We start from the raw sequence: 23,961 nt of genomic DNA on the forward strand, positions 1-23,961 counted from the left end.
AGCAGCGGCGCCACCTCCGCCTCCGAGGCCTGCACCGCCACCATCACCCCACCCGCCGGCAGCGCCTGCATCAACCGGCCACGCGCCACCACCAACCGCACCACATCCGCCAGATCCAGCACCCCGGCCACATGCGCCGCCGCCAACTCCCCCACCGAATGCCCCACCAGCACATCCGGCCGGACCCCCCACGACTCCAGCAACCGGAACAACGCCACCTCGAACGCCACCAACGCCACCTGAGCGAACTCGGTGCGCCCCAGCACCTCCGCCGCGCCCCCGCCGCCCTGACCCCGGTCCGCGTCCCCGCCCTTGCCCGGGTCCTGGTCCAGGTCCTGGTCCTCGGCGAACATCACCTCCCGCAACGACCGCCCCAGCTCCACGTCCGCCACCGCGCACACCGCGTCCAACGCCTCCGCGAACACCGGGAACGCCGCATACAACTCCCGGCCCATCCCCGCCCGCTGCGCCCCCTGACCCGAGAACAGGAACCCGGTCTTCCCGCCACGCATCTCCCCGACAGGACCGTCCCCGGCCAGCTCCCGCAGTGCACGCACCGCGCCTTCACGATCGGCGGCCGTCACCACCGCACGCCGCTCGAACGCCGCCCGCGTGCTCACCAGCGACAAACCGACATCGGTCAGGTCCAGCTCCGGACGCGCCTCCACGTGCGCGGCCAGCCGCCCCGCCTGCGCCCGCAGCGCCTCCACGCTGCGGCCCGACACCACCAGCGGCACCACCGGCGGCATCGGAATCCGTCCAGGCGCGGGCATCGCCCCGGACACGGGCACGGGTGACGCCTCCGCCTCCGCAGAGGGCTCCTCCGTCGCGGGCGCCTCCTCGATGATGACGTGCGCGTTGGTGCCGCTGATGCCGAAGGAGGACACGCCCGCCCGGCGCGGGTGACCGTTCTTCGCCCACTCGCGGGCCTCGGTCAGCAGCTCCACCCGGCCCGCCGACCAGTCCACATTCGGCGACGGCTCGTCCACGTGCAACGTCTTCGGCATAACCCCGTACCGCATCGCCTGAATCACCTTGATGATTCCCGCGGCGCCGGCGGCGGCCTGGGTGTGGCCCATGTTGGACTTGATCGAACCCAGCCAGAGCGGCCGGTCCTCCGGCCGGTCCTGGCCGTAGGTGGCGATGACGGCCTGCGCCTCGATCGGGTCGCCCAGCCGGGTCCCCGTACCATGTGCCTCCACCATGTCGACGTCCGCGGCCGTCAGGCCCGCTCCGGCCAGTGCCTGCTGGATCACCCGCTGCTGGGAAGGGCCGTTCGGCGCGGTCAGGCCGTTGGAGGCGCCGTCCTGATTGATCGCCGTACCCCGCACGATCGCCAGTACCGGATGCCCGTTGCGGCGCGCGTCCGACAGCCGCTCCAGCAGGAGTACGCCCGCGCCCTCGCCCCAGCCGGTGCCGTCGGCGCCCGCGGCGAAGGACTTGCACCGGCCGTCGGGGGCCAGACCCCGCTGCCGGCTGAACTCGACGAACACCTCCGGCGTCGCCATGACCGCCACACCACCGGCCAGCGCCAGCGAGCACTCCCCGGACCGCAGCGCCTGCGCCGCCAGGTGCAGCGCCACCAGCGACGACGAGCACGCCGTGTCCACGGTGACGGACTGGCCCTCCAGCCCCAGGGCGTAGGAGATGCGGCCCGACACGATGGCGCCTGCGGCGCTGTTGAAGGCGTAGTCGTGGTACATCATCCCGGCGAACACGCCGGTCCGGCTGCCCTTCAACGACGCGGGATCGATCCCCGCCCGCTCGATCGCCTCCCACGAGGTCTCCAGCAGCAACCGCTGCTGCGGATCCATGTACAGCGCCTCGTTCGGACTGATCCCGAAGAACCCCGGATCGAACTCCGCCGCGCCGTACAGGAAGGCGCCCTCACGGGCGTAGGTCTTGCCCTCCACGCCGGGCTCGGGGTCGAACAACCCCTCGACGTCCCAGCCGCGGTCCGGCGGGAACTCCCCGACCGCGTCCGTCCCGTCCGCCACGAGCCGCCACAGGTCGTCCGGCGACTCCACGCCGCCCGGATACCGGCACGCCATCCCCACGACCGCGATCGGCTCACGCAGCGAAGCCAGTAGGTTCCGGTGCTCGGCTCTGATCCGCTCCGTCTCCTTCAGGGACGTACGGAGCGCCTTGACAAGCTGCTCTTCGTTGGCCATCTCGAAGTCACGCCCCTTGAGTCGCGTCGGTGGCGTCGACACCGTCGAGCGCCATGTTGATCAGGCTCTCCAGGTCCATGTCGTCGATGGACCCGTGCGTGCCGTCCGCCTCCGATACGGGCTCGGTGGATCGGGCTCCGCCCAGTTCGAGGAGAACGTCCATCAGCCCGGCGTCTCGGAGCTTGGTGAGCGGAATGCTCTCCAGGATCCGGCGGATCCGCTGCTCGCCGGAGTCATGGCCGTTTCCGGCGCCCGGGTCGGGTGCCAGTTCGGAACCGAGGTGAGCGGCCAGGACCATGGCGTTCGGATAGTCGAACACCAGCGTCGGTGGGAGCCGCAGTCCGGTGACCTCGTTGAGCCGGTTGCGGAACTCGACCGCGGAGAGGGAGTCGAAGCCCAATTCCTTGAACGCCATCTCAGGTTCGACCGCCTCCGGGCCGGCGTGGCCGAGGATGCCTGCGACGTGCGTGCGAACCAGTTCCAGCAGGGCGGCTTCGCGTTCCTGCGCCCCCAACCCGGCCAACCGACGACCCAACCCGCCCGCACCACCACCGCCACCGGCCGCCCGCCGCCGCACCACCGGCACCAACCCCGCGAACACCGACGGCAACCCCGCCCCCGCCCCCGCCAGCACCCGCACATCCAGCCGCACCGCCACCACCGCCGCGACATCCGCCCCCGCAGCCGCATCCAGCAACGCCAGCCCCTGCTCCGGCGCCAGCGCCCCCATCCCCATCCCCGCCATCCGCCGCACCTGCGCCGCCTCCAGCCCGGCACCCATCCCGCCACCGGCCCACAGACCCCACGCCACCGACTGCGCCGCCAACCCCCGCGCCCGCCGATACGCCGCCAACCCGTCCAGGAACGCGTTCGCCGCCGCATAATTGCCCTGACCCGCATTACCCAGCGTCCCGGCCAGCGACGAGAACAACACGAACGCCGACAGACCCAGGTCCGCCGTCAACTCGTGCAGATACCAGGCCGCATCCGCCTTCGGCCGCAGCACCGCATCGATCCGCTCCGGCGTCAGCGCCGCCACGACCCCGTCGTCCAGCACCCCGGCCGCATGCACCACACCCCGCAGCGGATGCTCCACCGGAACAGCGGCCAGCAGATCCGCCAGCGCCTGCCGATCGGCCACGTCACACGCCGCCACCGTCACCCGCGCCCCCAGCGCCTCCAGCTCGGCGGCCAGCTCCACCGCACCCGGCGCCTGAAGGCCCCGCCGGCTGGTCAGCACCAGATGCCGCACCCCGTGCTCGACCACCAGATGCCGCGCCACCAGCGCACCCAAACCCCCGGTGCCGCCGGTCACCAGCACCGTGCCGTCCGCACCCCACACCGGAGCAGGCCCGTCCGCACCCGGCACCGCCCCGCCCGCAGCCGGATCGGCCGCCGCCCGCTCCTGCGGAACCGACACCGCAGCCCCGACCGGCACCCGGGCCAGACGCGCCACCCGCAGCTCACCGCCCCGGACCACCACCTCCGGCTCACCAGAGGCGACGGCCGCCTCCAGAACCTCACCGGACTCGTCCATGCCGTCGGTGTCGACCAGCACGAACCGGCCCGGGTTCTCCGCCCGGACGGCCCGCAGCAGACCCCACACCGGAGCCAGCCGCACATCGACGTCCTCACCCGGCAGCGCCACCGCACCCCGCGTCACCACCACCAGCCGCGACGAGGCGAACCGCTCCTCGGCCAGCCACGCCTGCACCACCCCCAGCACCTCGGCCACGGCCGACCGCACCATCCCAGGCACATCCACCCCGGACACGTCCGGCGCGTCCGATCCGAGAACCCCGCCACCCGGCACCGAACACTCGAACACCACCGCCTCGGGCACCTCGGCCCCCTCGACCAACCCGCTCCACCGCCCCCACGACACCGGGACCGCGGAGGAACCGCCAGAAGCCGCAGGAACCCCGACCCACTCCAACCGGAACAACGAGTCGCCCACCGACACCACCGCCCCACCCAACCGCTCCAACGCCACCGGCAACGACACCAGCGACCCCACCGACACCACCGGCCGGCCCTCCTCATCGGCCAGCACCACCCCGACCGCATCCCCACCCGCCGGAGCGATCCTCACCCGCGCCACCGACGCCCCACCCGCATGCAGCACCACCCCGCCCCACGCGAACGGCAGCACCGCCTCCTCCCGCTCCCCGCCACCCGCCACCAGCAGCGCATGCATCGCACTGTCCAGCAACGCCGGATGCACCCCGAACCCCCCGGCCTCACCACGCACCGCCTCCGGCAACACCACCTCGGCGAACACCTCGTCCCCGCGCCGCCAGGCCGCCTTCAACCCCTGAAACACCGGCCCGTACCCGTACCCCGACCCGGCCAGCACCTCATAGGCACCGTCCACCTCCACCGGCACCGCACCCACCGGAGGCCACTCAGCCAGATCCGCCGTGACCAATGGAATGTCGGCCGCCAGCACGCCCTGAGCGTGCGACGTCCAGGGCAGATCTCCTGCTCCGTCCGGTCGCGAGTAGACGGCGACCGTCCGCCGCTCGTCCTCGTCGGGGGCACCGACTACCACCTGGATCGCGACCGCGCCGCGCTCGGGCAGCACCAGCGGCGCCTCCAGCGTCAACTCCTCGACCGCACCGCAACCGACCTGATCCCCGGCCCGGATCGCCAGCTCCACGAACCCCGTCCCCGGAAACAGCACCACCCCGCCCACCACGTGATCGGCCAACCACGACTGCACCCCCACCGACAACCGGCCCGTCAGCACCACCCCACCGGAGTCGGCCAACGCCACCGCCGCCCCCAGCAACGGATGATCCGCCGCCGACAGACCCGCCGCGCTCACATCCCCCGCCCCCGCACGCGCCTGCAACCAGAACCGCTGCCGCTGGAACGCATACGTCGGCAACTCCACCCGCCGCGCACCCGACCCGGAGAAGTACCGCGCCCAGTCCACGGTCATGCCGTGCGCGTAGGCCCGGCCGACTCCGGTCAGCAGCGTCTCGACCTCGTCCCGGCCCCGCCGCTGCAATCCCACCGCCTGCACGGCACCCGCACCGGCACCGGAGCCCGTACCGCCCGCGGGGTCGGCACCGCCCGGGCCATCCGCAGAGTCCGTACCGGCCGCGGTCGGCAGCTGGGACGCCAGCGCGGTCAGCACCGCGTCCGGACCCACCTCCACCCACCGCGACACACCCAGACCCCGCGCCGCATCCACCGCGTCGGCGAACCGCACCGACCGCCGCACATGCTCCACCCAGTACTCCGCCGACCCCCACTCCCCGGCGACCGGCGCGCCCGTCACCGTGGAAACCGCCACCGGCCCCGACACATCCGGCTGCCGGTAGGTCACCGACTCCGCCACCCGCCGGAAGTCCTCCAGCACCGGCTCCATCAACGGCGAATGGAACGCATGCGACACCCGCAACCGCGACCACCGCCGCCCCCCCGGCAGAGCCGCCACCACCGCCTCCACCGCCGCCTCCTGCCCGGAGACCACCACCGAGGACGGGCCGTTGACCGCCGCGATCCCGACTCCGGCCGTGAGCAGCGGCGCCACCTCCGCCTCCGAGGCCTGCACCGCCACCATCACCCCACCCGCCGGCAGCGCCTGCATCAACCGGCCCCGCGCCACCACCAACCGCACCACATCCGCCAGATCCAGCACCCCCGCCACATGCGCCGCCGCCAACTCCCCCACCGAATGCCCCACCAGCACATCCGGCCGAACCCCCCACGACTCCAGCAACCGGAACAACGCCACCTCGAACGCCACCAACGCCACCTGAGCGAACTCGGTGCGCCCCAGCACCTCCGCCGCGCCCCCACTCTCGCTCTCGCCCTGGCCCCGGTCCGCGTCCCCACCCCGGTCCGCGTCCCCGCCCTCGCCCGGGTCCTGGTCCAGGTCCTGGTCCTCGGCGAACATCACCTCCCGCAACGACCGCCCCAGCTCCACGTCCGCCACCGCGCACACCGCATCCAGCGCCTCCGCGAACACCGGGAACGCCGCATACAACTCCCGGCCCATCCCCGCCCGCTGCGCCCCCTGACCCGAGAACAAGAACCCCGTCCCACCACCACGGACGGCCTCGGCCACCGGCGCACTCCCGTCGGCCAACGCGGCCAGACCCGCCAGCGCCTGCGCCCGGTCGGCGGCCACCACCACCGCACGCCGCTCCAGCGCCGCCCGCGTCGTCACCAGGGAGAATCCGACGCCGGCCAGGTCCGGCTCGGCTTCGGCCTCCACCTGCGCGGCCAGCCGCCCGGCCTGCGCCCGCAGCGCCTCCACGCTCTTACCGGACACCACCAGCGGCACCACCGGCAGCGCAGCGCCCTCGGACGCGGGCGACGGCTCCACCGTCTCTTCGATGATCTCGACCGGCGGCGCCTCCTCGATGATGACGTGCGCGTTCGTGCCGCTCAGTCCGAACGACGACACGCCCGCCCGGCGCGGGTGACCGTTCCGCTTCCACTCCCGCGCCTCGGTCAGCAGCTCCACCCGGCCTTCCGACCAGTCGACCTGCGGCGTCCGCTCCTCGGCGTGCAACGTCTTGGGCAGCACATCGTGCCGCAGCGCCATGACCATCTTGATCACGCCCGCCGCGCCCGCGGCCGCCTGGGCGTGCCCGATGTTCGACTTGAACGAGCCCAGCCAGAGCGGCCGGTCCTCCGGCCGATCCTGACCGTAGGTCGCGATGACGGCCTGCGCCTCGATCGGGTCGCCCAGCCGGGTCCCCGTACCGTGCGCCTCGACGGCGTCGACCTCGGCAGGGGCCAGCCCGGCGTTGGCCAGCGCCTGCCGGATCACCCGCTGCTGCGACGGACCGTTCGGCGCGGAGAACCCGTTCGAGGCGCCGTCCTGGTTGATCGCCGTACCCCGCACGATCGCCAGCACCGGATGCCCGTTGCGCCGCGCGTCCGACAACCGCTCCACCAGCAGCACGCCCACGCCCTCCGAGCAGCCGGTGCCGTCCGCGTCGGCCGAGAACGCCTTGCACCGGCCGTCTGCGGCCAGACCCCGCTGGGTGTTGAAGTACATGAACATGTCCGGCGCGCCCATGACGGTCACGCCGCCGGCCAGCGCCAGTGAGCACTCCCCCGACCGCACCGCCTGCGCCGCCAGGTGCAACGCCACCAACGACGACGAGCACGCCGTGTCCACCGACACCGACGGCCCCTCCAGGCCCAGCGTGTACGACACCCGGCCCGACACCAGACTGCCGCCGCTCGTCGTACCGGCCTCCACCCCCAGGCCGTAGTCGTGGTACATCACCCCGGCGAACACCCCGGTCCGGCTGCCCTTCAACGACGCCGGATCGATCCCCGCCCGCTCGATCGCCTCCCAGGAGGTCTCCAGCAGCAACCGCTGCTGCGGATCCATGTACAGCGCCTCGTTCGGACTGATCCCGAAGAACCCCGGATCGAACTGCGCGGCGTCGTACAGGAAGCCGCCCTCCCGGGCGATGCTCTTCCCGGGCTTGCCCGGCTCGGGGTCGAACAGGTCGTCCAGATCCCAGCCCCGATCGGTCGGGAACCCCGACACCGCGTCGACGCCGCCGGCGACCAACCGCCACAGATCCTCCGGCGAGGCCACCCCGCCCGGATACCGGCACGCCATCCCCACGATCGCCACCGCGTCCTCACCCGCGGCCATCGGCACCGCCGCCACCGCGGCCACCGGCGCCTCCACCCCCGACAGCAGACCACCGACGAACTCCGCCACCGCCACCGACGTCGGATAATCGAAGACCAGCGTCGCCGGCAACCGCAGCCCCGTCACCGCGTTCAACTGATTGCGCAGCTCCACCGCGGTCAACGAGTCGAACCCCAGCTCCTTGAACGCCCGATCGGCCTCCACCGCCTCCACCGAGGCATGCCCCAGCACCGCCGCCACCTGAGCCCGCACCAGCTCCAGCAGCACCCGGCCCCGCTCGGCCTCCGCCAGCCCCGCCAGCCGCCGCTCCAACTCACCACCGGACGCACCCGCACCCGCCCGCGCCGCCTGCCGCACCGGCACCCGCACCAGACCGCGCAACAGCGCCGGTACGGCATCGCTCCGGGTCCGCAGGGCGGCGGTGTCCACCCGGATCGGCACCAGCGCCGCCTCATCGGTGGCGGTCGCCGCGTCGAACAGCGCCAGTCCTTCCTCCGCGGAGAATGCGGGAAGTCCCTGACGGCGCATCCGCTGGAGGTCGGTGTCGCTCAGCCACCGGCTCAGGCCGGTGTCGACGTCCCACAGCCCCCAGGCCAGTGCCTGCGCGGCCAGGCCCCGGGCCCGGCGGTGCGCCGCCAACCCGTCCAGGAACACGTTCGCCGCCGCGTAGTTGCCCTGACCCGCCGCCAGCACCATCCCGCCCGCCGACGAGAACAGCACGAACGCCGACAGATCCAGCTCCGCCGTCAACTCGTGCAGATACCACGCCGCATCCGCCTTCGGCCGGAACACCGCATCGATCCGCTCCGGCGACAGCGTGCCCACCAGCCCGTTGTCCGCCACCCCGGCCGCGTGCACCACACCCCGCAGCGGATGCTCCACCGGAACCGCCGCCAGCAGATCCGCCAGCGCCTGCCGGTCGGCCACGTCACAGGCCGCCACCGTCACCTGCGCCCCCAGCGCGGTCAGCTCGGCGGCCAGCTCCACAGCACCCGGCGCCTCCAGCCCCCGCCGGCTGGTCAGCACCAGATGCCGCACCCCGTGCTCGACCACCAGGTGCCGCGCCACCAGCGCGCCCAGACCACCCGTGCCACCGGTCACCAGCACCGTGCCGTCCGCATCCCACACCGCAGCGGCCCCGTCCGCACCCGGCACCCGCACCAGGCGCGGCACCTGCAGCTCACCGCCCCGCACCGCCGCCTCGCTCTCCCCGAGAGCGGCCACCGCCGGCACCACCTGGGCCGATTCGGCCGCGCCGTCGGTGTCGACCAGCACGAACCGGCCGGGGTTCTCCGCCTGCGCCGCGCGCAGCAGACCCCACACCGGAGCCAGCCGCACGTCCACGTCCTCGTCTCCGACCGCCACCGCGCCCCGGGTCACCACCACCAGCCGCGACGCCGCGAACCGCTCCTCGGCCAGCCACGCCTGCACGACCGCCAGCGCCTCGCCCACGGCCGACCGCACCGCCCCGGGCACATCCGCCCCGGACGCATCCGACACGTCCGGCGCGTCCGATCCGGGAATCCCGCCGTCAGGCACCGGGCACTCGAACACCACCGTCTCGGGCACCTCGGCCCCCTCCGGCAGTGCGCCCCACGGCGCCCACGACACCGAACCGGGCGTGACCGGGACGGGCGTCCACCTCACGCTGAACAGCGAGCGGCCGTGCGCGTTCGGGGAGGCGTCGAGCCGGTCGGCCGCGACCTCCCGGGACACCAGTTCGCCCACCGACAGCACCGGCCGGCCGGTTCCATCGGCGACCTGCAGCGACACGCTCTCCGGACCGGCGGCGACGTTGCGGACGCGCAGCTCCGTCGCGCCGACGGCGTGCAGCGTCACCCCGTTCCAGACGAACGGCAGCACCGTCGCACCGTCGCGACGCCCGTCGTCGTCGAAGAGACCCGCGTGCATCGCGGCGTCCAGCAGCGCCGGGTGCAGGCCGAACCGGCCTGCGTCGGCACGCGCCTTCTCCGGCAGGGCGACCTCGGCGAACAGCTCCTCGCCGCGCCGCCAGGCCGCCTTGAGCCCCTGGAAGACCGGGCCGTAGCCGTAGTCCTGGCTGAGCAGGAAGTCGTAGGCGCCCTCCAGGTCGATCGCGGTGGCACCGGCCGGGGGCCACTGCTCCAGGTCGAAGGAGGGCGCCACGGCACCCGACGCGAGGACGCCCTCGGCGTGCAGCGTCCACGGCAGGTCCGCCTCTTCGTCGCTCCGGGAGTGGACGGTGACGTCGCGCGTCCCGGACGCGTCGCCCGCGCCGACGGCGATCCGCAGTTGCACCCCTCCGCGCGGGGGCAGGATGAGCGGCGCCTGGAGCGTCAGTTCCCGCACCACGTCGCAGCCGACCTGGTCACCGGCCTGGACCGCCAGTTCCACGAAACCGGTGCCGGGGAAGACGACTGCCTCCCCGACCTTGTGGTCGGCGAGCCACGGGTGGGTCGCCAGCGAGAGGCGTCCGGTGAGGATCACGCCGTCCGAGTCGGGGGAGACGACCGCGGCGCCGAGCAGCGGATGCTCGACGGCCCCGAGCCCCATCGACACCGGGTCACCGCCGCCGGCGCGGCTCCGCAGCCAGTACGGCGTGCGCTGGAAGGCGTACGTCGGCAGCTCCACCCGGCGCGCACCCGAACCGGCGAAGAACGTGCCCCAGTCGACGTGACCTCCCCGGGCGTGCACCTCCGCGACGGAGGCCAGGAACCGGCCGAGGCCTCCGTTGTTCCGCTGCAGCGAACCGACGATCACCGAGCCGTCCGAGTCGGAGCCGAGGTCCTCGATCGAGTCCTGGATGCCGCTCTTCAGCACCGGGTGCGGGCTGCTCTCGACGAACCTCCGGTGCCCGTGCTCGTGCAGGAGCCGTACCACCTGCTCGAAGCGGACGGTGTGCCGCAGGTTGCGGTACCAGTAGTCGGCGTCCATGCAGGTGGTGTCGAGCACGTCACCGGTCAGCGTGGAGTAGAAGGCGATCTGCGAGGCGCGCGGTGCCGTGTCGGCGAGGAGCTCCGCGAGTCGCTCCCTGATCGGTTCGACCTGTGCGCAGTGCGAGGCGTAGTCGACCGGGATGCGGCGGGCGCGGACGTCGTCCGCGGCGCAGCGCGCCAGCAGTTCCTCGACGGCGTCGGTCTCTCCGGACACGACGGTCGAGGAGGGGCCGTTGACCGCGGCGACGCTCAGCCGCTCGCCCCACGGGGCCAGGAGCTCGCGCACCCGCTCGACGGGCTGCGGCACGGAGACCATGCCGCCGGTCCCCGCGAGCGCGATGAGCGCCTGGCTGCGCAGCGTCACCACGCGGGCCGCGTCCCGGAGCGTGAGCGCGCCCGCGACGTACGCGGCGGCGATCTCGCCCTGCGAATGTCCGACGACGGCGTCGGGGGTCACCCCGAGCGAGCGCCACAGCGCGGCGAGGCTGACCATGACCGCGAACAGCACCGGTTGCACGACGTCCACCCGGTCGAGCGAGGCCGCGCCGTCCCGCCCGCGCAGCACGTCGACCAGCGACCAGTCGACGAACTCCTCGAACGCGTCGGCGCAGGCCTGGATCTCCGCGGCGAAGGCCGGGGAGGAGTCCAGCAGCTCGACGGCCATGCCGACCCACTGGGACCCCTGCCCGGGGAAGACGAACACCGTCCTGCCCGCGGTGTCGGCACGCCCCCGGACGACGTTGGCCGCGGGCTCTCCGCCGCCGAGCGCGCGCAGACCGGCCAGGAGGCCTTCGCGGTCCTCGGCGATCACCGCCGCCCGGTGCTCGAACGCGGTACGGCCGGCCGTCAGGGAGAAACCGGCGTCCACGGGAGCCAGCTCAGGATCGGCCTCGATGCGGTCCGCGAGCCGTACGGCCTGCGCGCGCAGCGCCTCGGTGCTCTTGCCCGACACGATGAGCGGCACCACCGGCGGGTCCACGCGTCCAGCCGGATCCTCGGCCTCGACCGGCGGCGCCTCCTCGATGATGACGTGCGCGTTGGTGCCGCTGATGCCGAAGGAGGACACGCCCGCCCGGCGCGGGTGACCGTTCTTCGCCCACTCGCGGGCCTCGGTCAGCAGCTCCACCCGGCCCGCCGACCAGTCCACGTTCGGCGACGGCTCGTCCACGTGCAGCGTCTTGGGCAGCAGGCCGTGCCGCAGTGCCTGCACCATCTTGATCACGCTGGCGGCGCCCGCCGCCGCCTGGGCATGGCCCATGTTGGACTTGATCGAGCCCAGCCAGAGCGGCTGGTCCTCCGGCCGGTCCTGGCCGTAGGTGGCGATGACGGCCTGCGCCTCGATCGGGTCACCGAGCGTCGTGCCGGTGCCGTGCGCCTCGACGGCGTCGACCTCGTCGGAGGCCAGTCCGGCGTTGGCCAGCGCCTGCCGGATCACCCGCTGCTGCGACGGACCGTTCGGCGCGGAGAACCCGTTCGAGGCGCCGTCCTGGTTGATCGCCGTACCCCGCACGATCGCCAGCACCGGATGCCCGTTGCGCCGCGCGTCCGACAACCGCTCCACCAGCAGCACGCCCACGCCCTCGGCCCAGCCGGTGCCGTCGGCGCCCGCGGCGAAGGACTTGCACCGGCCGTCGGGGGCCAGGCCGCGCTGCCGGCTGAACTCGACGAACATCTCAGGTGTGCCCATGACCGCGACTCCGCCGGCCAGCGCCAGTGAGCACTCCCCCGACCGCACCGCCTGCGCCGCCAGGTGCAACGCCACCAACGACGACGAGCACGCCGTGTCCACCGACACCGACGGCCCCTCCAGACCCAGCGTGTACGACACCCGGCCCGACACCAGACTGCCGCCGCTCGTCGTACCGGCCTCCACCCCCAGGCCGTAGTCGTGGTACATCACCCCGGCGAACACCCCGGTCCGGCTGCCCTTCAACGACGCCGGATCGATCCCCGCCCGCTCGATCGCCTCCCAGGAGGTCTCCAGCAGCAACCGCTGCTGCGGATCCATGTACAGCGCCTCGTTCGGACTGATCCCGAAGAACCCCGGATCGAACTGCGCGGCGTCGTAGAGGAAGCCGCCCTCGCGGGCGTAGGACTTGCCCTCCACGCCGGGCTCGGGGTCGAACAGGTCGTCCAGGTCCCAGCCCCGGTCCTCCGGGAACTCCGAGATGGCGTCCAGCCCGCCGGCGACCAACCGCCACAGATCCTCCGGCGAGGCCACCCCGCCCGGATACCGGCACGCCATCCCCACGATCGCCACCGCGTCCTCACCCGCGGCCATCGGCACCGCCGCCACCGCGGCCACCGGCGCCTCCACCCCCGACAGCAGACCACCGACGAACTCCGCCACCGCCACCGACGTCGGATAATCGAAGACCAGCGTCGCCGGCAACCGCAGCCCCGTCACCGCGTTCAACTGATTGCGCAGCTCCACCGCGGTCAACGAGTCGAACCCCAGCTCCTTGAACGCCCGATCGGCCTCCACCGCCTCCACCGAGGCATGCCCCAGCACCGCCGCCACCTGAGCCCGCACCAGCTCCAGCAGCACCCGGCCCCGCTCGGCCTCCGCCAGCCCCGCCAGCCGCCGCTCCAACTCACCACCGGACGCACCCGCACCCGCCCGCGCCGCCTGCCGCACCGGCACCCGCACCAGACCGCGCAACAGCGCGGGAAGGTCGTCGCCCCTGCCGCGCAGGGCCGTACGGTCGATCTTGACGGCCGCCAGCACGGGCTCGTCCGCGAGGACGGCCGCGTCGAACAGGGCCAGGCCCTCCCGCACCGAGACGGCGGGCAGGCCCAGCCGCCGCATCCGCTGTTCGGCCTCGTCCAGGAGGTCGCTCAGGCCGGTGCTGGTGGCCCAGAGGCCGTAGGCGACGGCGGTGGCCGGCAGGCCCTGGGCCCGGCGGTGCGCCGCCAGCCCGTCCAGGAACACGTTCGCCGCCGCGTAGTTGCCCTGACCCGCCGCCAGCACCATCCCGCCCGCCGACGAGAACAGCACGAACGCCGACAGATCCAGCTCCGCCGTCAACTCGTGCAGATACCACGCCGCATCCGCCTTCGGCCGGAACACCGCATCGATCCGCTCCGGCGACAGCGTGCCCACCAGCCCGTTGTCCGCCACCCCGGCCGCGTGCACCACACCCCGCAGCGGATGCTCGGCGGGAATCTCCGCCAGCAGTCCCGCCAGCGCTTCCCGGTCGGCCACGTCACAGGCCGCCACCGTCACCCGCGCCCCCAGCGCGGTCAGCTCGGCGGCCAGCTCCACCGCACCCGGCGCCTCCAGCCCCCGCCGGCTGGTCAGCACCAGATGCCGCACCCCGTGCTCGACCACCAGGTGCCGCGCCACCAGCGCACCCAAACCCCCGGTGCCACCGGTCACCAGCACCGTGCCGTCCGCATCCCAGACGGTGCTCTCGTCCGTCTCGGAGACCATCGTCCGGGTCAGGCGCGGCAGCCGGATCCGCCCGGCCCGGACCGCCGCCTCCGGCTCGCCGGAGGCGGCCACCGCCCCCAGCGCCTCACCGGACTCGGCCATGCCGTCGGTGTCGACCAGCACGAACCGGCCCGGGTTCTCCGCCTGCGCCGCCCGCACCAGCCCCCACACCGGGGCCAGCCGCACGTCCAGATCCTCACCCGGCAGCGCCACCGCGCCCCGGGTCACCACCACCAGGCGGGAGTCCGCGAACCGCTCGTCGGCCAGCCACGCCTGCACCACCGCCAGCACCTCGGCGGCGGCCGACCGCACGCCCTCGGGCACGTCCGTCTCGGGCACCGGGCACTCGAACACCACCGTCCCGGGCACCGCACCGCCCTCGGCCACCTCCCACCAGGCCGCCCACGGCACCGCGCCGGAGGCGGCGGCAGGGGCCTGGACCCACTCGACCCGGAACAGCGAGTCGTGATGCGCCGCCGACGAGGTGCTCAGCTGCTCGGCCGAGACGGGGCGGCCCACCAGCGACTCCACCGACAGCACGGGTCCGCCTTCGGCGTCCGCCACCGCCAGTGAGATGTCGCCCTCGCCGACGGAGGAGATCCGTACCCGCAGCTCCGTCGCGCCGACGGCGTGCAGCGTCACCCCGTTCCAGACGAACGGCAGCACCGTCGCGCCGCCGCGCCGCCCGTCGTCGTCGAAGAGCGCCGCGTGCATCGCGCTGTCGAGCAGCGCCGGGTGCAGGCCGAACCGGCCTGCGTCCTCACGTGCCTGCTCGGGCAGGGAGACCTCGGCGAACACGTCGTCTCCCTGACGCCAGGCCGCCTTCAGCCCCTGGAACACCGGGCCGTAGCCGTACCCCTGCTCGTTCAGGAAGTCGTAGGCTCCGTCCACGTCCACCGGGACGGCACCCGCCGGGGGCCACTGGGTCAGGTCGAAGGAGGGCGCGGCGGCGCTCGGGGCGAGGACGCCCTCGGCGTGCAGCGTCCACGGCTCGTCCTCCCCGCCGGAGCGGGAGTAGACGTTCACCGAGCGTTTCCCCGACCCGTCGGGCGCGTCCACGATCACCTGAAGCCGGCGCTCCTCCCGGCCTTCCAGCACGAGCGGTGCGCGCAGGGCGAGTTCCTGGAGGAGACCGCAGCCGACCTGGTCACCGGCCCGGATCGCCAGCTCCACGAACCCGGTGCCCGGCAACAGCACGCTGCCCAGCACCTCGTGGTCGGCGATCCACGAATGGCCGTCCAGGGACAGCCGGCCGGTGAGCACCAGCCCGCCGGAGTCGGGTGAGGCGAGGGACGCTCCCAGCATGGGGTGCTCGACCGTGTCGAGCCCCGCAGCGGTGACATCCCCGATCTCCTCGCCGAACCAGGACGCGATCAGGTACTCACGCGCGTCCATCCAGTACGGCTCGCGCTGGAAGGCGTAGGTGGGCAGTTCCACCCGCCGCGCGCCCGACCCGGAGAAATACCGCGCCCAGTCCACCGTCACACCGTGCGCGTACGCCTGACCCAGCCCGGTCAGCAGCGCCTCGACCTCGTCCCGGCCCCGCCGCTGCAACCCCACCGCCTGCACGACACCCGCACCACTCGCACCGTCCGTGCCATCCGCAGAGCCCGCACCGGCCGCGCCGTCCGCAGGATCCGCGGCCAGGACCTGGGCCGCCAGCGCGGTCAGCACCGCGTCCGGACCCACCTCCACCCACCGCGACACACCCAGGTCCGCCCGCGCCGCATCCACCGCATCGGCGAACCGCACCGACCGCCGCACATGCTCCACCCAGTACTCCGCCGACCCCCACCCCGCAACCGAACCCGACACAGACCCCTCGGAAGCCGCAGAACCGGGCAGGGAACCCCCGGAAACCGCAGAACCCCCGGAAGTCTCGGCACCCGGCACCGCAACCCCGACCCCGGTCACCGGCGCGCCCGTCACCGTGGAAACCGCCACCGCCGCCAGCGACGCCTCGCGGTAGGTCACCGACTCGGCCACCCGCCGAAACTCCTCCAGCACCGGCTCCATCAACGGCGAATGGAACGCATGCGACACCCGCAACCGCGACCACCGCCGCCCCCCCGGCAGCCCCGCCACCACCGCCTCCACCCCGGCCCGCTCACCGGAGACCACCACCGAGGACGGGCCGTTGACCGCCGCGACCCCCACCCCGGCCGTCAGCAGCGGCGCCACCTCCGCCTCCGAGGCCTGCACCGCCACCATCACCCCACCCGCCGGCAGCGCCTGCATCAACCGGCCACGCGCCACCACCAACCGCACCACATCCGCCAGATCCAGCACCCCCGCCACATGCGCCGCCGCCAACTCCCCCACCGAATGCCCCACCAGCACATCCGGCCGAACCCCCCACGACTCCAGCAACCGGAACAACGCCACCTCGAACGCCACCAACGCCACCTGAGCGAACTCGGTGCGCCCCAACGTCTCCGCCGCGCCCCCGCCGCCCTGGCCCCGGTCCGCGTCCCCGCCCTGGTCCGCGTCCCCGCCCCGACCCTCGCCCCGGTCCGGGTCCTGGTCCAGGTCCTGGTCCTCGGCGAACATCAACTCCCGCAACGACCGCCCCAGCTCGGCATCCGCCACCGCGCACACCGCGTCCAACGCCTCCGCGAACACCGGGAACGCCGCATACAACTCCCGGCCCATCCCCGCCCGCTGCGCTCCCTGACCCGAGAACAGGAACCCGGTCTTCCCGCCACGGACGGCCTCGGCCACCGGCGCACTCCCGCCGGCCAGCTCCCGCAGCGCACGCACCGCGCCTTCACGATCGGCGGCCGTCACCACCGCACGCCGCTCGAACGCCGCTCGCGTGCTCACCAGCGACAAACCGACATCGGTCAGGTCCATCTCCGGACGCGCCGCCACGTGCGCGGCCAGCCGTCCGGCCTGCGCCCGCAGCGCCTCGGTGCTCTTACCGGACACCACCAGCGGCACCACCGGCAGGTCCACGTGTCCGGCCGGCTCCACGGCCTTGACCGCGGGAGGCTCCTCGATGATCACGTGGGCGTTCGTGCCGCTCAGCCCGAACGACGACACACCCGCCCGGCGCGGATGACCGTTCTGCGCCCACTCCCGCGCCTCGGTCAGCAGCTCCACCCGGCCTTCCGACCAGTCGACCTGCGAGGTCGGCGCGTCCACGTGCAGCGTCTTCGGCATCAGCCCGTGCCGCATCGCCATGACCAGCTTGATGATTCCCGCGGCGCCGGCGGCGGCCTGGGTGTGGCCCATGTTGGACTTGATCGAGCCCAGCCAGAGCGGCCGGTCCTCCGGCCGGTCCTGACCGTAGGTCGCCAGCAGCGCCTGCGCCTCGATCGGGTCACCGAGCGTCGTGCCCGTGCCGTGCGCCTCCACCACGTCGATGTCCGAGGGGGTGAGCCGGGCGTTGGCCAGGGCCTGCTGGATCACCCGCTGCTGGGAGGGGCCGTTCGGCGCGGTCAGCCCGTTGGAGGCGCCGTCCTGGTTGATCGCCGTGCCCCGCACGATCGCCAGCACCGGATGCCCGTTGCGGCGCGCGTCCGACAGCCGCTCGACCAGGAGCATGCCCACGCCCTCGCCCCAGCTGGTGCCGTCCGTGGAGTCCGCGAAGGACTTGGCCCTGCCGTCGGGGGCCAGGCCGCGCTGCCGGCTGAACTCGACGAACACCTCCGGCGTCGCCATGACCGCCACGCCGCCGGCCAGCGCCAGCGAGCACTCCCCGGACCGCAGCGCCTGCGCCGCCAGGTGCAGCGCCACCAGCGACGACGAGCACGCCGTGTCGATCGACGCCGACGGCCCCTCCAGGCCGAAGACGTAGGAGATTCGGCCTGACGCGATCGCACCCGTGCTGCTGTTGGCCGCGTAGTCGTGGTACATCATCCCGGCGAACACGCCGGTCCGGCTGCCCTTCAACGACGCCGGATCGATCCCCGCCCGCTCGATCGCCTCCCAGGAGGTCTCCAGCAACAGTCGCTGCTGCGGATCCATGACGAGGGCCTCGTTCGGGCTGATCCCGAAGAACGCGGGGTCGAACTCCGCCGCGCCGTGGAGGAAACCGCCCTCCCGCGTGTACGTCGTGTCCGGCCGTTCCCCGGTGGGGTCGTAGATCCGCTCCACGTCCCAGCCCCTGTTCTCGGGGAACTCCGAGATGGCGTCCGTTCCCTCGGCCACGAGTCGCCACAGGTCGTCCGGCGATTCCACCCCGCCCGGATAGCGGCAGGCCATCCCCACGATCGCGATGGGCTCGTCGGTGAGCGCGGTGGTCGCCGCGACCACTGCCGGCTTCCCTCCGTCATCCGACATGAGGTCCAGGAGGTGGTCCACCAGGACGGTCGGCGCCGGGTGGTCGAACACCAGCGTGGGGGACAGGCGGAGCCCGGTGGCCGCGTTGAGCCGGTTGCGGAACTCGACCGCGGTGAGCGAGTCGAAGCCCAGCTCCTGGAACGCCCGGTCGGGTTCGACCGCTTCCGGGCCGTCGTGTCCGAGGACTCCTGCGACGTGCGTGAGCACCAGGTTCAGCAGCGTCTTCGGCCACTCCTCCTGGGGAAGCGCGGCCAGCCTCCCGCGCAGAGCGGCGGAGTCGGCTCTGCCCGCCACACTGCGGCGGCGGCTCACCGGGACGAGGACACGGAACATCCGGGGAAGGCCGTCGCTCAGCGTGCGCAACATGATGAGGTCCAGGTTCACGGGCACCAGCGCCGGTCCGCCCGCATTCTGCGCCGCGTCGAGCAGGGCGAGTCCTTCGTCCACGGACAGAGGGATCACGCCGCCTTGAGAGGTCCGCGGCCGACCCGTCCGCTTCAGCGCGTCGTCCATCCCGCCACCGGCCCACAGACCCCACGCCAGCGACTGGGCCGCCAGACCACGGGCCTGCCGATACGCCGCCAGCCCGTCCAGGAACGCGTTCGCCGCCGCGTAGTTGCCCTGACCCGCGCTGCCCAGCGTCCCGGAGGCGGAGGAGAACAGCACGAACGCCGACAGACCCAGGTCCGCCGTCAGCTCGTGCAGGTGCCAGGCCGCATCCGCCTTCGGCCGCAGCACCGCATCGATCCGCTCCGGCGTCAGCGCCGCCACGACCCCGTCGTCCAGCACCCCGGCCGCATGCACCACACCCCGCAGCGGATGCTCCACCGGAACAGCGGCCAGCAGATCCGCCAGCGCCTGCCGATCGGCCACGTCACACGCCGCCACCGTCACCCGCGCCCCCAGCGCGGTCAGCTCGGCGGCCAGCTCCACCGCACCCGGCGCCTGAAGGCCCCGCCGACTGGTCAGCACCAGATGCCGCACCCCGTGCTCGACCACCAGATGCCGCGCCACCAGCGCACCCAAACCCCCGGTGCCGCCGGTCACCAGCACCGTGCCGTCCGCACCCCACACCGGAGCAGGCTCCACCTCATCGGCCCGGTCCACCCGCGTGTCAGAGGAGGTCCCCGCAGGCACCCGTACCAGGCGCGCCACCCGCGGCTCACCGCCCCGGACCACCGTCTCCGGCTCACCCGAACCGATCACGGCACCCAGTGCCTCGGCCGATCCGGGTGCGTCATCGGTGTCGACCAGCACGAACCGGTCCGGGTTCTCCGCCTGCGCCGCCCGCACCAGGCCCCACACCGGGGCCAGCCGCACGTCCACGTCCTCACCCGGCAGCGCCACCGCGCCCCGCGTCACCACCACCAGCCGCGACGCCGCGAACCGCTCCTCGGCCAGCCACGCCTGCACCACCCCCAGCACCTCGGCCACGGCCGACCGCACCATCCCAGGCACATCCACCCCGGACACGTCCGGCGCGTCCGATCCGGGAACCCCGCCATCAGGCACCGGGCACTCGAACACCACCGCCTCGGGCACCTGCGCACCCTCGACCAGCCCGTTCCACCGCCCCCACGACACCGAACCGGCGGAGGCACCGGCAGCGGTCTGGGCCCACTCCACCCGGAACAGCGAATCATGGAACGCCGAGCGAGCCTCCGCCAGCTGGTCCATGGCGACCGGTCGCAGGGCGAGGGAGTCGACGGACATCACCGGTGCGCCGGCGCCGTCCGCCACGGTGAGGGTGACGGTTCCCGGCCCGATCGGCGCCAGCCGCACCCTCGCCGCGACGGCGCCTGTGGCGTGCAGCGTCACCCCCGTCCATGCGAACGGGAGAACGGCCTGGTCTCCGAGCGAGTCGGTGAACGTGGACGCGTGGAGGCAGGCATCCAGAAGGGCGGGGTGCACGCCGAAACGCCCCACTTCGGAGCGTCCCTGTTCCGGAAGGTCGATCTCGGCGAACACATCCTCGCCTGACTTCCACGCCGCCGTCAGCCCTCGGAAGAGCGGTCCGTAAGCCAGCCCGGACTCCGCGAACTGCTCGTACAGTGTCTCCAGCGATATGGGCGTCGCCTCAGCCGGCGGCCATTGGGACAGCCCCGTCCCCTCGCTCGCCGGTCCGTCGACGAGAACGCCGGTCGCGTTACGCGTCCAGAGCAGGTCCGCGGCGGGATTGTGGTCACGGGAGTAGATGTTCAGCGTCCTGGCGCCGGTCTCGTCGGGGGCGCCGACCACGACCTGCACCTGCACCCCGCCGCGCTCGGGCAGCACCAGCGGCGCCTCCAGCGTCAGCTCCTCGACCGCACCGCAACCGACCTGATCCCCGGCCCGGATCGCCAGCTCCACGAACCCCGTCCCCGGAAACAGCACCACCCCGCCCACCACGTGATCGGCCAACCACGACTGCACCCCCACCGACAACCGGCCCGTCAACACGACTCCGCCCGACTCCGGTGACGCGAGCGCCGCACCGAGCAGCGGATGCTCGACGGCCTCCAACCCGACACAGGCCACGTCACCCGTGGCAACCGTGCTCTCCAGCCAGTACGGCTTGCGCTGGAAGGCGTAGGTGGGCAACTCCACCCGCCGCGCACCCGACCCGGAGAAGTACCGCGCCCAGTCCACCGTCACACCGTGCGCGTACGCCTGACCCAGCCCGGTCAGCAGCGCCTCGACCTCGTCCCGGCCCCGCCGCTGCAACCCCACCACCTGCACGACACCCGCACCACTCGCACCGTCCGTGCCATCCGCAGAGCCCGCACCGTTCGCGCCGTCCGCAGGATCCGCGGCCAGGGCCTGGGCCGCCAGCGCGGTCAGCACCGCGTCCGGACCCACCTCCACCCACCGCGACACACCCAGGTCCGCCCGCGCCGCATCCACCGCATCGGCGAACCGCACCGACCGCCGCACATGCTCCACCCAGTACTCCGCCGACCCCCATCCCACAACCGAACCCGCACCGGAACCCGACACGGAAGTCTCGGACACCTCGGACGCCGCCGAACCGGGCAGGGAACCCTCGGAAACCGGCGCGCCCGTCACCGTGGAAACCGCCACCGGCCCCGACACATCCGGCTGCCGGTAGGTCACCGACTCGGCCACCCGCCGGAAGTCCTCCAGCACCGGCTCCATCAACGGCGAATGGAACGCATGCGACACCCGCAACCGCGACCACCGCCGCCCCCCCGGCAGAGCCGCCACCACCGCCTCCACCGCCGCCTCCTGCCCGGAGACCACCACCGAGGACGGGCCGTTGACCGCCGCGATCCCGACTCCGGCCGTGAGCAGCGGCGCCACCTCCGCCTCCGAGGCCTGCACCGCCACCATCACCCCACCCGCCGGCAGCGCCTGCATCAACCGGCCACGCGCCACCACCAACCGCACCACATCCGCCAGATCCAGCACCCCGGCCACATGCGCCGCCGCCAACTCCCCCACCGAATGCCCCACCAGCACATCCGGCCGGACCCCCCACGACTCCAGCAACCGGAACAACGCCACCTCGAACGCCACCAACGCCACCTGAGCGAACTCGGTGCGCCCCAGCACCTCCGCCGCGCCCCCGCCGCCCTGGCCCCGGTCCGCGTCCCCACCCCGGTCCGCGTCCCCGCCCCGACCCTCGCCCCGGTCCGGGTCCTGGTCCAGGTCCTGGTCCTCGGCGAACATCACCTCCCGCAACGACCGCCCCAGCTCCACGTCCGCCACCGCGCACACCGCGTCCAACGCCTCCGCGAACACCGGGAACGCCGCATACAACTCCCGGCCCATCCCCGCCCGCTGCGCTCCCTGACCCGAGAACAGGAACCCGGTCTTCCCGCCACGCATCTCCCCGACAGGACCGTCCCCGGCCAGCTCCCGCAGTGCACGCACCGCGCCTTCACGGTCGGCGGCCGTCACCACCGCACGCCGTTCGAACGCCGCCCGCGTGCTCACCAGCGACAAACCGACATCGGTCAGGTCCAGCTCCGGACGCGCCTCCACGTGCGCGGCCAGCCGCCCCGCCTGCGCCCGCAGCGCCTCCACGCTGCGGCCCGACACCACCAGCGGCACCACCGGCGGCGCAGCGCCCTCGGGCACGGGCGACGTCTCGACGTCCGGAGAAGACCCCTCCTCGACCGCGGGAGGCTCCTCGATGATCACGTGGGCGTTCGTGCCGCTCAGCCCGAACGACGACACGCCCGCCCGGCGCGGATGACCGTTCTGCGCCCACTCCCGCGCCTCGGTCAGCAGCTCCACCCGGCCCGCCGACCAGTCCACATGGGTCGACGGCTCATCGGCGTGCAGCGTCTTCGGCAGCAGGCCGTACCGCATCGCCTGCACCATCTTGATGATGCCGCCGACGCCCGCGGCGGCCTGGGCATGCCCGATGTTGGACTTGATCGAGCCCAGCCAGAGCGGCCGGTCCTCCGGCCGATCCTGGCCGTAGGTCGCCAGCAGCGCCTGCGCCTCGATCGGGTCACCGAGCGTCGTACCCGTACCGTGGCCCTCCACCGCGTCCACCTGCGCCGCAGGCACACGGGCGTTGGCCAGCGCCTGCCGGATCACCCGCTGCTGCGACAGGCCGTTCGGCGCGGTCAGCCCGTTGGAGGCGCCGTCGGAGTTGACCGCCGAACCACGCACCACCGCCAGCACCGGATGCCCGTTGCGGCGCGCGTCCGACAACCGCTCCAGCAGGAGCATGCCCACGCCCTCGGCCCAGCCGGTGCCGTCCGCGGCATCGGAGAACGCCTTGCACCGGCCGTCGGGGGCCAGACCGCGCTGCCTGCTGAAGGCGACGAACGGCGCCGGTGTCGACATCACCATCACACCGCCGGCCAGCGCGAGGGTGCACTCCCGCTGGCGCAGCGCCTGGACCGCGAGGTGCAGCGCCACCAGCGACGACGAGCACGCCGTGTCCACCGACACCGACGGCCCCTCCAGACCCAGCGTGTAGGACACCCGGCCGGAGATCACCGCCGCCGCGCTCGCCGTGCTCATGTACGCTTCGGCGACCTCCGGAGCGGCGTCCAGCAGGTCCTCGTAGTCCTGGATGCCCGAGCCGGCGAAGACGCCCACCTGCTCACCGCGGACGGATCGGGGGTCGATGCCCGCCCGCTCGAACGCCTCCCAGCAGACCTCCAGCATGAGGCGCTGCTGCGGGTCGGTGGCGAGTGCCTCCCGCGGGCTGATCTCGAAGAAGTCGGCGTCGAAGTCACCGGGTCCGTGGATGAAGCCGCCCTCGCGGACGTAGCTCCCCCCGTCGTTCTCGGAGTCCGGGGCGACGAGCCGGTCGATGTCCCAGCCTCGGTCGGTCGGGAACCCCGAGACGGCGTCCACCCCACCGGCCACCAGCCGCCACAGGTCGTCCGGCGACTCCACCCCGCCCGGATAACGGCAGGCCATGCCCACGATCGCGATCGGCTCCAGGTCCTCGCTCTCCACCTCACGCAGGCGCTGGCGGGTCTGGTGCAGGTCCGCGGTGACCTTCTTCAGGTATTCAAGGAGCTTTTCGTCGTTCGCCATGGAAGCTCACGAGTCCTT

At 73.3% G+C, this 23,961-nt stretch carries 2 protein-coding genes; both read right to left on the bottom strand.

Annotated features, from left to right (window positions below):
- Positions 1-2,171: type I polyketide synthase (locus tag HS048_RS30440; protein ID WP_196469573.1), on the bottom strand; the 2,171-nt coding region annotated here is incomplete at its 3' end.
- 7 nt (positions 2,172-2,178) lie between these two features.
- On the bottom strand, positions 2,179-23,943 hold the full coding sequence (locus tag HS048_RS37710; RefSeq protein ID WP_230882377.1) for a type I polyketide synthase: 21,765 nt from the start codon (positions 23,941-23,943) through the stop codon (positions 2,179-2,181).
- Positions 23,944-23,961: the final 18 nt, after the last annotated feature.

Source organism: Planomonospora sp. ID91781 (assembly GCF_015711595.1).
Lineage (GTDB): Bacteria > Actinomycetota > Actinomycetes > Streptosporangiales > Streptosporangiaceae > Planomonospora > Planomonospora parontospora.

What these genes read in the sequence shown, in the direction of transcription:
- HS048_RS37710 (WP_230882377.1), bottom strand. Translation starts at nt 23,943, where the DNA reads ATGGCGAACGACGAAAAGCTCCTTGAATACCTGAAGAAGGTCACCGCG.